The organism is Marinobacter sp. BW6 (genome assembly GCF_008107725.1).
In the GTDB taxonomy this organism is placed as follows: Bacteria; Pseudomonadota; Gammaproteobacteria; order Pseudomonadales; family Oleiphilaceae; genus Marinobacter.
Map to the genome: position 1 here is coordinate 349,574 of NZ_VIRN01000037.1, position 13,517 is coordinate 363,090.

Annotated in this window: 11 protein-coding genes and 1 tRNA gene; 4 read left to right on the forward strand and 8 right to left on the reverse strand. The window is 55.9% G+C overall.

The window, feature by feature from the left end:
- Nucleotides 1-56: 56 nt before the first annotated feature.
- The 3 genes from FMN52_RS03105 (at nt 57) to FMN52_RS03115 (ending at nt 2,374) form a co-directional block, all read left to right on the forward strand.
- The gene (locus tag FMN52_RS03105) at nt 57-1,145 is read left to right on the forward strand and encodes a hypothetical protein (RefSeq protein WP_148607252.1); all 1,089 of its coding nucleotides are present in this window, start codon (nt 57-59) and stop codon (nt 1,143-1,145) included.
- Nucleotides 1,146-1,291: 146 nt separating this feature from the next.
- Complete coding sequence (locus FMN52_RS03110) at nt 1,292-2,242, forward strand: EamA family transporter (RefSeq protein ID WP_148607253.1); 951 nt, start codon at nt 1,292-1,294, stop codon at nt 2,240-2,242.
- 55 nt (nt 2,243-2,297) lie between these two features.
- A tRNA-Val gene (locus FMN52_RS03115) sits at nt 2,298-2,374 on the forward strand.
- A 194-nt stretch (nt 2,375-2,568) separates the two neighbouring features.
- Here the strand turns inward: FMN52_RS03115 and FMN52_RS03120 are convergent.
- The 8 genes from FMN52_RS03120 to dapA form a co-directional block, all read right to left on the reverse strand.
- Entirely contained in the window at nt 2,569-7,464 is a 4,896-nt protein-coding gene (locus tag FMN52_RS03120; protein WP_148607254.1) for an OmpA family protein, read from the reverse strand.
- Between the two features lie 232 nt (nt 7,465-7,696).
- Nucleotides 7,697-7,807: an ATPase, T2SS/T4P/T4SS family gene (locus FMN52_RS03125; RefSeq protein ID WP_148607255.1), complete on the reverse strand. Its 111-nt coding sequence runs from the start codon at nt 7,805-7,807 to the stop codon at nt 7,697-7,699.
- A 2-nt stretch (nt 7,808-7,809) separates the two neighbouring features.
- Nucleotides 7,810-8,346 (reverse strand): lipocalin family protein, encoded by a 537-nt coding sequence (locus FMN52_RS03130; RefSeq protein WP_148607256.1) that lies wholly within the window; start codon nt 8,344-8,346, stop codon nt 7,810-7,812.
- A gap of 61 nt (nt 8,347-8,407) precedes the next feature.
- Nucleotides 8,408-9,415, reverse strand: coding sequence for an NAD-dependent epimerase (locus FMN52_RS03135; protein ID WP_148607257.1), 1,008 nt, complete (start codon nt 9,413-9,415; stop codon nt 8,408-8,410).
- 28 nt (nt 9,416-9,443) lie between these two features.
- Complete coding sequence (locus tag FMN52_RS03140) at nt 9,444-10,172, reverse strand: TIGR04219 family outer membrane beta-barrel protein (RefSeq protein ID WP_148607258.1); 729 nt, start codon at nt 10,170-10,172, stop codon at nt 9,444-9,446.
- A 32-nt stretch (nt 10,173-10,204) separates the two neighbouring features.
- Nucleotides 10,205-10,918 carry a phosphoribosylaminoimidazolesuccinocarboxamide synthase gene (purC, locus tag FMN52_RS03145; protein WP_148607259.1) on the reverse strand — a complete coding sequence of 238 codons (714 nt, stop codon included), beginning with the start codon at nt 10,916-10,918 and terminating at the stop codon, nt 10,205-10,207.
- Nucleotides 10,919-10,963: 45 nt separating this feature from the next.
- Entirely contained in the window at nt 10,964-12,061 is a 1,098-nt protein-coding gene (bamC, locus tag FMN52_RS03150) for an outer membrane protein assembly factor BamC (protein ID WP_148607260.1), read from the reverse strand.
- Between the two features lie 35 nt (nt 12,062-12,096).
- On the reverse strand, nt 12,097-12,975 hold the full coding sequence (gene dapA, locus FMN52_RS03155; RefSeq protein ID WP_148607261.1) for a 4-hydroxy-tetrahydrodipicolinate synthase: 879 nt from the start codon (nt 12,973-12,975) through the stop codon (nt 12,097-12,099).
- Between the two features lie 74 nt (nt 12,976-13,049).
- Here dapA and FMN52_RS03160 point away from each other — a divergent pair, with 74 nt between their 5' ends.
- A complete protein-coding gene (locus tag FMN52_RS03160) occupies nt 13,050-13,517 on the forward strand; it encodes a peroxiredoxin (protein WP_148607262.1) in 468 nt (155 codons plus the stop codon).

Here is a 13,517-nt window from a genome sequence, read left to right on the forward strand (position 1 = left end):
GCAAATGGCGGAGAAACGTCTTGTGACAACAATAATTCAGCAAAGACGGAGCAACTATGAAAACAACAAAGATCGGAAGTGCCTGTAAGACCGCCCTGGCGGTCGCTATCACCGGCAGTTTGTTTGCCGGCACCGCCCAGGCCCAGCTGGCCGGGCACAATGTGATCCTGGTTCACGGTTTCCAGCAGGAAGACCTGGCCAACCCTCCCGCCAATCTGCAGGAAGTCAAAAACGCCGGCGAGGACTACTGGCGCACCTTCTGGCTGTCCCGTGCCGAAGCCCGAATTGACTGGGGCAGTGACGGACGCGTTGAAGGTGGCATTGCCCAGCAGGCCTATGAACAGATGAGGCAGATCAGTCAGCAAGGGCTGTGCAATGACTATTGCATTATCGTGTCTCACTCCACCGGCGATCTGGTTACCCGTTACCTTCTGGAAAACCAGGCGCGCTGGCTTCAGTCTGAGGGGCTTCAACCGCTGAAGATCCTGGCGGCGCTGGATTACTCAGGTGCCGGGGGTGGCACTGAACTGGCCAACCTTGCCCTGAGCCTTGCCTACAACGACAGCTGGTACAACTGGCCCCTCAGGGCGGCGGTAGAAGCCTTCACGGGCATTGAACCGGAGCCGGGCAAACTGGGCGTGGTTAACGACCTGCAGACCAACGCAGCGCGCAACCTGGCGGTGAGCCCGAATTCAATCCCCAGGCTGCGCTTCGTGGCCGGCGGCTCTTCCTACGGCGGCATCACCAAACCGTTCATTGCAGGAACAGACGATGGTGTGGTGCCCACCCATTCGGCCTGTGGTGCAACATCCGCCGCCGGGATCGATTCCTGCTCCTCCAGCATCAGCCTGGCGGGCAAGGTAACGAGCCAGAATGGACCGGGCGCTCTGTACTACAACCACTACCCGATACTGATGAACGAAGGCGCCACCCACAGCGGTGTGCTCGGCTCCGAGACGGGCAACATCTCCGTGCCGGTGGTCAACAACACCACCCTCAACGGTTTGCAGGTGGATTTCGCCAGCCGAACCTACAACAAGCGCGCGTGGTGGCAGTGGTGGGGTTCCGGTGAACAATACATCGAAGTGCCCGGCTCGGACCAGACAGATATGTCCAATCTGGTTTACACCACCCTGAACAACTGACCGCATCTGAAGAGGGCAAACGAAAGGCTCATGGAAGAGCCACTTCCTATCTCGGTAGTTCTACCCATCTTTTCTTTTTAGTTCGCAAACTATACATTGGTTCGCTTTCCCCGTTTGATTCACCCATTGCCGGCAAGCGATATCCGATGTCTGACACCCACAAATCCGATCTTCTACTGGTTGTTGTCACCCTGTTCGCAGCCATCAGCTGGATGTTTTCCAAAGAAGCGGTGCTTTTAATGCCTCCGCTGATGTTCATGGCAGCCCGGTTTTTGATTGCCGGCACCGTGCTCGCCCTTTTCGCCCGCCGCTCGCTGATGAAACTAAGCGTGGATCAGCTTCGTCGAAGTGTGGGTGTCGGCCTGGTGTTCGGCACGGCAATGACTTGCTGGGTGATGGGTCTGGTGCATATAACCAGCCTGGGCGAAGGAGCCTTCCTGACTAGCCTGGGCGTTGTGATTGTTCCCATTATTGCCCGGTTGGTGTTCAAGGAAGCCCAGCCTGCGAGTACTTGGCTGGCCATTCCGATTGCCGTTGCCGGGCTCGCGCTGCTCTCCCTTGAAAACGGATTCCGCCCCGAAGCAGGCCAGATTTTCTTCGTCATCGCAGCGACAATCTTCGCCCTGTACTTCAACCTCAATACCAGGGCGGCCAACCAGAGAACGGTGGTCAACCGGCTGGGCAAGACCGTGGAAAAGCATCGGGTACCCGCCCTGCCCCTGACCGCAATTGCGCTGCTCACGGTTGGCGTGCTGACCCTGATCGAGTCCATGATTATGGAACGTTGGCAGCCTACCCTGAACAACCTGTCCCCCTTGCTGATCTGGTGGGTGGTCGCCAGTGCGGTCATTGGCACGGCCGGACGTTTTCTGCTTCAGACCTTCGCACAGAGCCTGTCCGCAAACAGCCATGGCGTAGTGATTCTGGTATTGGAACCGGTGTGGGTAGCCCTGTTCGCTGCAGGTTGGTTTGGTGAGGCCATGACCAGCATTCAACTCGCAGGCTGCGGCCTGATTTTTGCCGCACTGATCGTCAACCGCTGGGCAGTTCTCAGCAAAGCCATCAAGGCAAAACTCAGGAACCGGAAAACCGTATAAAAGTGGTTGACCAGCATCGGCGAAATCCGTATATTTCCACCCCGTTGCAGGACATAGGACCATAGCTCAGTTGGTTAGAGCGCTACCTTGACATGGTAGAGGTCCCCAGTTCGAATCTGGGTGGTCCTACCAATTCTGCAAGAAAAAGAGTCACTTAGAGCGCAAGCCAAGTGGCTTTTTTTGTGTCTGGCCATCTGTGCCGTTGCGCTAGGAATTTGCCGCCATTCTCACCCTGGCGGGAACGCCTACGCCAGTTCGCGACCCGCCCTTGCTTAGAGACGCCACAATCAAACGTCGCTGATCGTGGCGCCACTTCTTGCCATGCCTCAGTTACCGTCGAAAGGCTCTATGTCGATCGAAGAAATGCCGAATTCCGCCGGCGGTACACCACCGAGCCACTCTTCCACGACTTCCGGCATTGGCACGTGCAGCGCAATGAGAATAATCCGCTCGTGCTCAATGTGTTCGAAGGTAAACGGTGCCTTGAAACTGTTCATATGGCGCAGAATGCGTAGCCCGTATTGACCGCCATCGGGAATATTGTACTTCTCCCTCAGTTTGCCGATTTCCTCCTCAAAATCGATCATTTGCCTCACGATCGGGTTAGCGCCCAATACCTTCTCCACCAATTGGTCGATGGGGCCCCCGAGGAAACTCACCTTGGCGCTGTGCCAGTCGTTTTCCACCGGCGCCATTGGGGCGTTGTCGAGGTTCAACTCCAGCCAACTGGTCCAGTTATCACGCTGGGATGTGCCGAGGGTGATAGACTTAATGAGCTGGCCGCGCAGCACACCTTTGACCAAAGGCCCGTTCTTGGTCTCACCGTCGACGTCATAGACACCGTAGGCTTCGAAATCCACTTCGCCGTACTGACTGACTTTCAGGATATCTTTCAGCCCCTTGGGAATGGCGAGCTCCGGACCCGAATCCTTCTTGGGATATAGCAGACGCATGCGCCATTGATCGGTAGGGTTCTTCCAGTAAGGGGCTGATGCATCCACCTGGCGCAGTTCCGGAAATTCGGAAAGCTGGATGACTACGCCTCTGTCGTAAGGATTTTCAGTCGGCAGGTCATCTGGCACCTGGTAGCCACGCTCGCGCAGGTAATCCGCCAGAGAACGGGCTTCACCGACGGCATTGATACTGAAGCTGGAGAACTCAGTACCATCAATCTGTACATCTGGTATCCCAAAATCACGGATGCCGTCCAGAGTCGACCTTGCGCGCTTCCATGAGAGTTCCGTGTTATAGGCATCTGAACCTGTTTTGCTGGTATAGGCAGCCGTTGAGTATGTGCCCAGAGCAGTGTTCTCTGTCATCAGGTGGCTGGCTGCCTGCAGGCCTTCCTTGTGGCCTGGTTTTAGCTTGCCGGATTCCACTGCAAAGTTGATCAGTATCAGCTCCCAAGCCCCGTAACCCAGCTCCGTCAGGAAGTAATGCGGTGCCTGGGATTCCAGTCTCCTCTGCTCTTCCACTTCTGCTGCGGTTGGCTCCGATGCGCCGGGCGTGGTGCCGGCTTGGCCTGATTCTCCACCCTTGTCAGGGTTCTTCACAGTAACGGTTCTGGAGCCGTCGGCGTCTTGCTCTGTGACGGTGACATCCTTGTCCTTGCCAAAGTTGTCGACAATGGATTTTGCACGGTCAGAGACGCCTTTGGCGGTTTTCTTACCCATCTCCGCAGCTTCTTTGCGCAGGGCTGCCTCGCCGTCTTCTTTTGAAATGGAGCCTTTTTCGACAGCGCGGTCTACAGCAGCGCGCTTCTTGTCAAAGTTCTTGCCGGCATCGCTTTCGGCCTTGAGCTCGGCAAGGCGCGCCTGAAGCGCAAAGCCACCAAATTGGCTGGCCAGGTTGGAGGCTGCATTCATGGCACCGAGGGCGTTCTTTTGCGTGCCTTCGAGGCCGGCCATGTCCCGGAAGGCACCGCTGCTGCCCAGAACACCCATGATGTCGCCAAAGCCCTGCGGTGCAGGAGCCGCCGGGGCATTCTGAAGATTGATGATAGAATCCGGCATGTCGGTAGGCGTCAGATTCTGGGGCTGACTACGGCGGGAGTCGAAGAAGTCACTGGGGAAATCTGCGAGTGCCGGATCTTTATCGTTTAATACCCAGTCGGTGGATCCCTCGTGCTCCTCGCAGGCATTGCACTCGTCCATAATAGCCTGGGCATAGAGACCATCAGTCGGCAGGCTGATGCGCATGGGCGCACTGGGCGCACCCTCGCCCTTGTAATAGTTGAAAGCCTCCTCGTAGCTATCGTGCCCATTCACTCCCAGGAAGGCCCCCGCTGCCACACGGAATACCAGGGCATTGCCCATGATGGCGATGGGGTTGCGCTCAACCACGGAGGCAATGGAGCGACCGTCGCTGGCGGAAATGGAGAAACCGTCCAGAAGCATGTAGAGCTCGTCTCGGTCCATGGTCCACCAGATAACCTTGTGGTAGTAATGCAGGTTGTCATTGATGTGCTCCAGAATCTTGCGATTTGCCTTTTCCGCTTCCCGCCGCATGTCCTGGTCTTCCCAATTACTGGCATTGAAATCAAGCGTGGCTGTTTCGGTTGGGGCTGGTCGGGTTGTCTCATCGTCATTCCAGGCGGGCGGTGAAATTAGGTCGTGGGTGCCTCTCGGAGCTCTGACCCGCCGTTGATAGTGAGTCGTGCGGAAGTTAATGGTTGCGCCCGTGACGTTTGCGACAGAGCCTTTGGGCAGGTGCTCAGTTGCCGAGAGGATCAGCTTTTCAATTTCGGTACGCTTGGTGTCCGAAACTGAATCTGACGGTACGGTAAAGTCGATTCTTACGGTCCGGTTAAAGCGGTATTCACCCACCAGTGTAAAGTCCGCGCCCTCCAGTTGGCCGCTATCGTTATCAATCCGAAGGCGGTCGGCCCAGCGGCGGGCCATGGCAGGGGCAATCTCTTTCTGAAAATACGTGTCTCGCTGAGCGGCAGAATAGCTGCGAATTCGAGCCACAATCTGCCCGACCGGGAATGGGAGCAGGCCGGCGTAGGTCTGCCAGACCTTGGTGGTAACCCGCTCACCCACGGCGCCATCTTCAGAAAGCTGGTCGTCTATTTCACCGGAGACCACTTCATCCCTTGGCCGCTCGATGCCCAGCTTGATATAGATCGACCCGCTCAGGCTTTCCAGAAATTGATCCTTTCGGGGACCTGCTGGAACTTCCGAACCGTTCCATCCGTTTATGATGTCGTCTGAGTATTTCAGGGCCCAGCGAAGCTCCCGTTTTTTCAGATAGCGCTCAAACACGTCTCGCCAGCGGGCCACCCGAGAGAAGGTGAATGGGCGTATTGAAAAGGGTACAAAAAGACATTCGCGCACCCCCGCCAACACCGTATCCACACGAATGTGGCGCAGTATTTCGTGGTAAATAACCGTCAGCGAATGGCAGTAGTTAGAGTTGCGAACCACTTCAGAAACGCCCTCAACGGTTTCCTCCTGGCTAACCTCCGTGACCACGGTGCTTTCGAACTGGCGCAGAGAATCACCGAACTGCCTGACTGAGTCTCTCAGGCTTTGCTCTTCGGCGGCGGCGACGCTGCGCCCCCCCTTTTGCCAGCTGCTGGAACTGGCGCGACCATGGGCTGCACCACCGCCGATTACGACAGGACCCATGGCAAAGCCAATACCCCCGGCGACGCCGGTTTGCTGGGATTTGCTACCACCCTTGCTCCATTCATTCAGGTTGGATCGTACGGCGTCACTGTAATCGCGCTCGCTAAACGTGCCTTGCTCTACCTGTTCCGAGAACTCAGTTCGCTCGCTGCGGGAGCTTGCCTCACGGCGGCGCCAGTCCATTTTCACAATGCGCCGGGTTTGTCGCGGTGCCAATGTGAGCGTGTGGGCCACATCACCGAGGGAGTAGCCATTTGAGCGCCATTGGAGGCGCCATTCCATTATGTGACCGCCCGCCACAGACAGCGCCTGGTATTGAGTGGAATCTCCGTCCCAGTCGATAGGGTTGTCTGGCCCGACAGGTTGCCGGCGATTTTTCCAGATCAACCCAGGTAACGGGAGGAAATCAATGGCTTTAACCGGTGGCATTACCGAGGCTCTGTCTCTCGGAACGAAGCGGTTAAAGCCACCGTCGTTATAGACATCAAGCGGCCCGATCGCGTTGTTCGCCATAGTGGCACGGCCAGTATTATCAACCATTGCACTCATCAGAATGGTATTGCCGAATGAGTCTTTGGGATGAATCAGCCCTTTGTAATCGGGTTTGTTGTTAGAGGTTGATTCAATTTCCGGTTGCTCGACGCGAAAGACTGTATGGAAGCGACGCTCACCCAATATTCTGGCGGGGTTACTGAATGGCCGACAATAGGACCCCGGATCATCACCAAAAAGATCAGGGTCGTGCAGCAGACTGTCTTCATCAACATCCAGCGGTGGATTGCCCGATGCCGCATCGGAGGATGAGGAATCCACATCTTCGCCAGCGCCTGGCTTGATGTCCTGCCAAGGCAGCATGATCCGCAGGCCATTCAGGGGCTTTGACAGAGAAGGATCTTCACGGTAACCGATAATGAGATCAGGGCCATTCAAGAGCCAGGCCCAACCCTGTGCTTCGGTGCGACTGTTGAAGGGGCGCTGGATGTGGAAAGAGCCATCAAACTTGAGGTCGGCGCCGGTAAGAGAAAAAGCACCGAGCTCTTCAGCGGACGCAGCATCCAGTGGCGCGTGTCCGGCATTATTTGCCAACTCACGGTCAGGGTTCAGTCCCATAAGGGAACGAAGCGCAGATGCTTTAGCAGCTGAGTCAACCAGATCCACACTGAGAGTGTAGTTGTCAAAGCGCCTTTCCGGCTGGCCCAGGCTTACAAATCGGCCAGACCGATCCAGCACAGGTTGTTCCTCTGGCGAGTTTCTTTCCAGTGCGGCTTTTAGATCTGCGGCGGAAATAGTAAGCGTGGCTGGCTCGCCTTCAGCAGCATGACCGATGTCGATACTACCAAGTGGGGCCAGTTCCAGGCCCTGGCGGTTCTCCAGAACGGCCGTAGCCGGCTTGTTGAGAGCAATGGGCCTAATGGTGACTTTTGCGCTAGCCCTGGAATCAAGGCGCATCAGATGGCTTGCCGGACGAAAGGAGACTTCCTCATCTTCGTTCTGAACCGGAATTTCATAGCTGATTCGAACCTGAAGCGACTCAGCACCACTAGCCTGGGGGGCCTGTTCGGGTTCGATCTGGAGTTCGAGCTGGTCTGACATGGTCTTGGCCTGTGGTTGCTTTGCGTCCCAGTCGCCCTAAGCAAACGCACCGGGGATACTCTGCATGCAATACAACCAGACTCGACCAATGGCAGGCCATTGGGGTGAGACAACCTTGTCTGTCAGGGCATCAGCGTGTCGTAATGGCTTGTGCCAGCGACTTCCTGAGGCGAAACTTACTTCCTTACAGGTAACAGTCTTGTCGCTAAACCTTCGTTTGTAAAATCTGAGATTAAGCGGGATCGTTCCGAACTTCACCGATCAGAACGTAATCCGGAGCCAAGCGAAGCATGGCCTGGGTGGCTCGAGCATAGTCAAGCTCATGAGACAGACCGACCTGCATCTCTATTCCGCGAGGGACTGGTCGACAATAATCAGTTCCTCCAAATCAAACCCCTCTGCCCCGGCCCGATCCTTGAACGCCTCGATCGCCTCTTCGGTCACTTCCGGAGTGCGCGAGAGAAACCAGAGGTAGTCGCGGTTGTAGCCTGTCACATAGGCATAGGAATATGCTTCCTGGTCGAGTGCGAACACGACGTAAGAGGCGTAAAAGGGCCCGAAGAAGGACACCTTCAGGTGACCGGTGTTTTCATCCTCCACAAACACCGCACGGCCGTCGGCCTCTTCCCACTTACCTTCTTCGACGTTAAAGCCGCGGTTGATGACTTTGATGCTGCCGTCATCATTGCGGCTGTATTCAGCGTGAACATTAGTGAGACCGCGCTCGAAGGAGTGGTCCAGGCGGGCGATTTCGTACCAGGTACCCAGGTAACGATCACTCTCAAAACCTTTGACTGGCTGAATGTTTTCCGGAAGGCTCGTGCAGCTGGCCAGGCCGATAAGCCCGGCAATCAGGAACCATCTTCTTAGCACTGCCATCATCGCTAACGCTCCATTGTCGAGTATCAGATACGAGAAGGGCCAGCAGTTGCTGGCCCTTGATTCATACGTTGTAGAAGTCCCGATACCAGTCAACAAACCTGGCAATCCCCTCCTCTACGGGAGTGTCTGGCTTGTAGCCTACGTCGTCGATCAGATCATCGACATTGGCGTAGGTAGCGGGCACGTCCCCCGGCTGCAACGGAAGCAGGTTTTTCTCCGCTTTCTTGCCGACTCGCTCCTCGATAATCTCGATGAAACGGGACAGCTCAACCGGATTGTTGCTGCCGATGTTGTACAAGCGATAAGGCGCTTTGCTGGTGCCGGGATCCGGGGCTGCGCCGCTCCACTGATCGTTGGGCTCGGCAACTTGATCCAGAGTCCGGATCACGCCTTCCACGATGTCATCGATGTAAGTGAAATCCCGACGGTGGTGGCCATGGTTGAACACGTCGATCGGCTCGCCGGCTAGGATCTTCTTCGTAAAGATAAACAACGCCATATCCGGCCGGCCCCAAGGACCGTAAACCGTGAAAAACCGCAGACCCGTGGTTGGCAGGTTGTACAGATGGCTGTAGGTGTGTGCCATCAGCTCATTCGCCTTCTTGGAGGCCGCATAAAGACTCAGGGGATGGTCCACGTTGTCGTGCACCGAGAACGGCATGGTCTCATTGGCACCGTACACCGAGCTGCTGGAGGCGTAGACGAGGTGTTTTACCTTGTTGTGCCGGCAGCCTTCAAGGATGTTCATGAAACCAACGAGGTTGGCGTCCACGTAGGCATGGGGATTCTCGATGGAATACCGGACACCTGCCTGGGCCGCCAGGTGCACTACCCTCTCAGGTTTATGCTTGGAAAAAAGCGCTTCCATGGTGGCCCGATCAGCCACATCCTCACGGACTTCGGTGAAGCCTGCCTTGCCAGTAAGGCGCTTTAGCCGGGCTTCCTTCAGGTTCACATCGTAGTAATCATTGACGTTATCAACGCCAATAACTTCATCGCCCCGGTCAAGCAGGCGATGAGCCAGATGTGAGCCAATAAAACCGGCAGTTCCGGTAACAAGAATCTTCACGTTTCTCTCCTTGGAACGAATGCCAGCCTCAGAACGACACGCCGGCACTCACAAACGGCCCGCCAATTTCGACATCCAGGCGGTCATTATCATCTTCGTAATCAATGGACATCTGACGATAGCCTGCACGGAACTGGATCAATGAGATCTCGTACTGGCCGTAGGCGTTGAAATCGTGCAACGAGTCACCATCGAAGCTGATGAAATTGCCTTCTGCGCCAACTGATACGCCAGTTAACGGCAGATCAAAACGGGCCGCCAGGTAGCCCATGGGGATAACGCCATCAATGCTCGTTTCGCTAGTGGCCAACCCATTCGCTTGCCGCACGATCAGGTCGCCCGCCAAATCGCGGGCGGTCAGGCCAAGGTCGAGATTTACCCAGTTATCAAGCACTTCGTAATACAGGGTCAGGTCCAACTGTTCCAGATCCAGATCAGACTGCACATCACCGGTAACACCGTCGAAGCCAGCCAGACCTACATCGCCTCGACCACTTTGTTCAACCAAAGTGTAGTTCAACCGAACATTGGGCAACACTGGCACCGGATGCTCAAGGTATAGAGAGGCATTGGCATTGGAATCACTATCCAGATTCAGATCGTTTTCCACATCGACAACGTCGTTATTGGTAGCAGCCTTACCGGTGAGATCAGAGTCCCAGTAACTTACGCTGGCACCCAGACCTACCACGTCTGCCTGGGACAAAGGCGCCACCAGGATCAGTGAACCACCTACAGCAAGCATCAGTTTACGCATGACACACCTTTTCATTTTGTTATAAATTTCAATCAGTCGAACTGGATTCCCAAACGGCGCCCGACTTCTTCATAAGTTTCAATAACGTCGCCCAGACCCTGGCGAAAGCGATCTTTATCCATTTTCTTGCGGGTTTCCTTGTCCCAGATCCGGCAACCGTCCGGGCTGAATTCATCACCCAGCACGATTTTCCCTTCACCGCGACCGAACTCCAGCTTGTAGTCCACCAGCAGCATGCCGGCGTCGTCAAACAGGGCCTTGAGCACGTCGTTTACACGGTAGGTCAGTTCTTTCATCTGCTCCAGCTCATCGGCTGCAGCCCAGCCAAAGCTGACGGCCAGGGATTCGTTGACCATAGGGTCGTGGAGCGCGTCGTTCTTCAAGAACAGTTCGTAGGTGGGCGGGTTGAGTTCCTGCCCTTCTTCTACGCCCAGACGGCGGCAGAGACTGCCAGCGGAAACATTGCGAACGACGCATTCGACCGGAATCATGTCCAGCTTCTTCACGAGCGATTCTGTGGAAGACAGCAGTCCCTCGAAATGGGTCGGTACGCCCGCCGCCTCCAGCTTTTCCATAATGAACGCATTGAACTTGTTGTTCACCATGCCTTTGCGGTTGAGCTGTTCCTTTTTTTCGCCGTCGAAGGCGGATGTGTCATCACGGAACACCAGCACGAACCGTTCAGGATCGTCAGTACGGTAGACGGATTTTGCCTTGCCGGCGTAAAGTTCTTCGCGTTTTTCCATTGGGGTTCTCCGAAAAGTGGCCGCCTGTGGCGGCCTCTTCCTGAATCAGTATAGGTAATCGAACAGTTGCGTGAGCAGATCCGGCGTCGTCCGGCTGCCAGCGTAACCCGGGACTTCCTCGGCAGAGATGACAATGGCGTCGCTCTGCTGGCTGAGGCTTACTGTGTGGGTATGCTGGGGGGCTTCCTTATCGCTAAACCAGCTGAACCATCCCGGATCCCGCTCGTCTTCGGTGCGGAAGTCGACATGGAACCAGCCTTCACTGCGGTTAAGATCGACCACAGGAATGGCGGAATCTGTCAGTGCCCGGCTGACTTCCGCCCAGGAGCGACCGTAATCAAGCTCCATGCGGATCGCGACCGCCTCATCGTTTTCCGAGATCAGGCGAACGAGGGGGTCGCTGACCATTCCGGATGCGGCACGGGAAAAGGACTTGGTTTCTTCCCGGGCTCTGAGAAAGTCACCCAGATCGGACAACAGGCGTTTCTGCAGCTCCAGTGCCTGCTCCGAAGGATCGGTCACTTCGGCCCAGGGAATCAGCTCGTCCGGCTGATCAGCCACTTCCAACCTGCGTACCTGTACTTCGGTGGTCTTGCGGCGGACGCCGGGGGCCATACGCACCTGAAGAACCACTTTCTGCTCGCCAGCTGACGGGTTATCCGACAACTCCACCAGATCCCGGGCGCGCTTGCTGAAGTTAGCAACTTCCGTTTGCAGAATCCCCAGTTGGGGGCTATCGAAGCCGACACCCAGGCTCCGCTCGGACAGGTAGCTGTTTACCGCGGGCCAAATTCTTCCCGGCACGTCATTGACCAGAAGCCAGAGCCGGCCATCAAGCTCTTCGATCACATAGTTTTCATCCAGGATATCCGAAGTCATATCTGGCGGAGGCGGAATATCGGACGGATACATCTTGCTGGCATCGGCCGACTGGACATCTCGGATTGGCATGGTCTGGCTGAAGCGGGAATCGTCGGCGGTTTCCGGCAACTCCAGTCGCTGCCCTTCAGTCGCATTCACATAACGTTCGGAACGATCCTCAACCAGACCGCATCCCGAAGCTGCCGCTAGAAGCAGCAGTCCGGATACGACAAAAACGGGTTTCAACATCAGGGTACTACCGGTTCCTTTTAGAACCTGCATCAGGTTACTCCGGGGATGGGATGATTTAAGCAAACTCAGAGTACACCTGAGGCCTTGAGGGCATCTTCCACTTCGCCATGAAACTTTTCACTAAGCGGAGTCAGCGGCAGGCGGATACCCTCTCCAATCATCCCCATGCGATGAAGAGCCCACTTCACCGGGATCGGGTTTGCCTCAAGAAACAACTTCCGGTTCAGGGGCATCAGTAGCTCGTTAAGACGCTCTGTTTCCTCGCGGTTACCGGCAACGGCCGCTTCGCACAGCTGCGACATTCCCTTCGGAGCAACGTTGGCAGTAACAGAGACGTTGCCCTTGGCACCGGCCAGCATAAGTTCCGCCGCAGTGGCGTCATCACCCGAATACACGGCCAGACGGCCATTCAACGCTTCGATCAGTTCTGCACCCCGGGGAATATTGCCGGTGGCGTCTTTGATACCCACAATGTTCGGAATATCGGCGAGCCGGAGCACGGTCTCGTTCAGCATGTCACAGGCGGTTCTGCCCGGCACGTTGTACAGCATCTGGTTCATGCCGGGGACGGCTTCGGCGATGGCTTTGAAGTGCTGGTACAGGCCCTCCTGCGTCGGCTTGTTGTAGTAAGGCACAACAAGAAGACAGGCATCGGCGCCAAGCTTGTGGGCCTCCGAAGTAAGTTCGATGGCCTCACGGGTGCTGTTCCCGCCAGTGCCTGCAATGACCGGGATCCGACCATCAACCCGTTTGATGATGTGACCGATGGTCTTGCAATGCTCTTTCGGGTCGAGCGTTGCGGATTCGCCGGTAGTGCCTACGGCAACAATGCCATGGGTCCCGTTTTCAATATGAAAGTCTACCAGCTTGTCCAGATCCTCCCAGTGGATATCACCGTTTGGATGCATGGGCGTGACCAGCGCGACAAGGCTACCCGTAATCATAAAAGCTCCGTCCGAATAAAACCGATATGGTAATGTTGGGCACGAACTGACACAAGGGAATTAAAGGAGATGTCATGCCATCCGTTGAGTTAAACAAACCCGTTCCGGATTTTGAAGCTCCCGCTACCGGAGACCAGACCATTAGGTTGGACAATCTGAAAGGTCAGAACGTGGTGATTTACTTCTATCCGAAGGACAACACCCCTGGCTGCACCACCGAAGGCCAGGACTTTCGGGACCGGATGAAAGAGTTTGAAGAGCTGGATACGGTCATTCTCGGGGTATCACGAGACGGCCTGAAAGCCCATGAGAACTTCCGGGCCAAGCATGAATTTCCCTTCCACCTGATTTCAGACAAGGACGAAGCCCTTTGCAACCTCTTTGACGTCATCAAGCTGAAAAAGCTCTATGGCAAGGAATACATGGGCGTCGATCGCAGCACCTTCCTGATCGACAAGGACGGCGTATTGACCGCTGAGTGGCGCAGCGTGAAGGTCAAAGGCCACGCCGACGAGGTCCTGGAGGCTGTAAAGGCGCTCTAA

Bases quoted from the DNA above. Each gene is read 5' to 3' on its own strand.
- FMN52_RS03105 (WP_148607252.1), top strand. From the start codon at position 57: ATGAAAACAACAAAGATCGGAAGTGCCTGTAAGACCGCCCTGGCGGTC.
- FMN52_RS03110 (WP_148607253.1), top strand. From the start codon at position 1,292: ATGTCTGACACCCACAAATCCGATCTTCTACTGGTTGTTGTCACCCTG.
- FMN52_RS03120 (WP_148607254.1), bottom strand. From the start codon at position 7,464: ATGTCAGACCAGCTCGAACTCCAGATCGAACCCGAACAGGCCCCCCAG.
- FMN52_RS03125 (WP_148607255.1), bottom strand. From the start codon at position 7,807: ATGCAGGTCGGTCTGTCTCATGAGCTTGACTATGCTCGAGCCACCCAG.
- FMN52_RS03130 (WP_148607256.1), bottom strand. From the start codon at position 8,346: ATGATGGCAGTGCTAAGAAGATGGTTCCTGATTGCCGGGCTTATCGGC.
- FMN52_RS03140 (WP_148607258.1), bottom strand. From the start codon at position 10,172: ATGCGTAAACTGATGCTTGCTGTAGGTGGTTCACTGATCCTGGTGGCG.
- purC (WP_148607259.1), bottom strand. From the start codon at position 10,918: ATGGAAAAACGCGAAGAACTTTACGCCGGCAAGGCAAAATCCGTCTAC.
- bamC (WP_148607260.1), bottom strand. From the start codon at position 12,061: ATGCAGGTTCTAAAAGGAACCGGTAGTACCCTGATGTTGAAACCCGTT.
- dapA (WP_148607261.1), bottom strand. From the start codon at position 12,975: ATGATTACGGGTAGCCTTGTCGCGCTGGTCACGCCCATGCATCCAAAC.
- FMN52_RS03160 (WP_148607262.1), top strand. From the start codon at position 13,050: ATGCCATCCGTTGAGTTAAACAAACCCGTTCCGGATTTTGAAGCTCCC.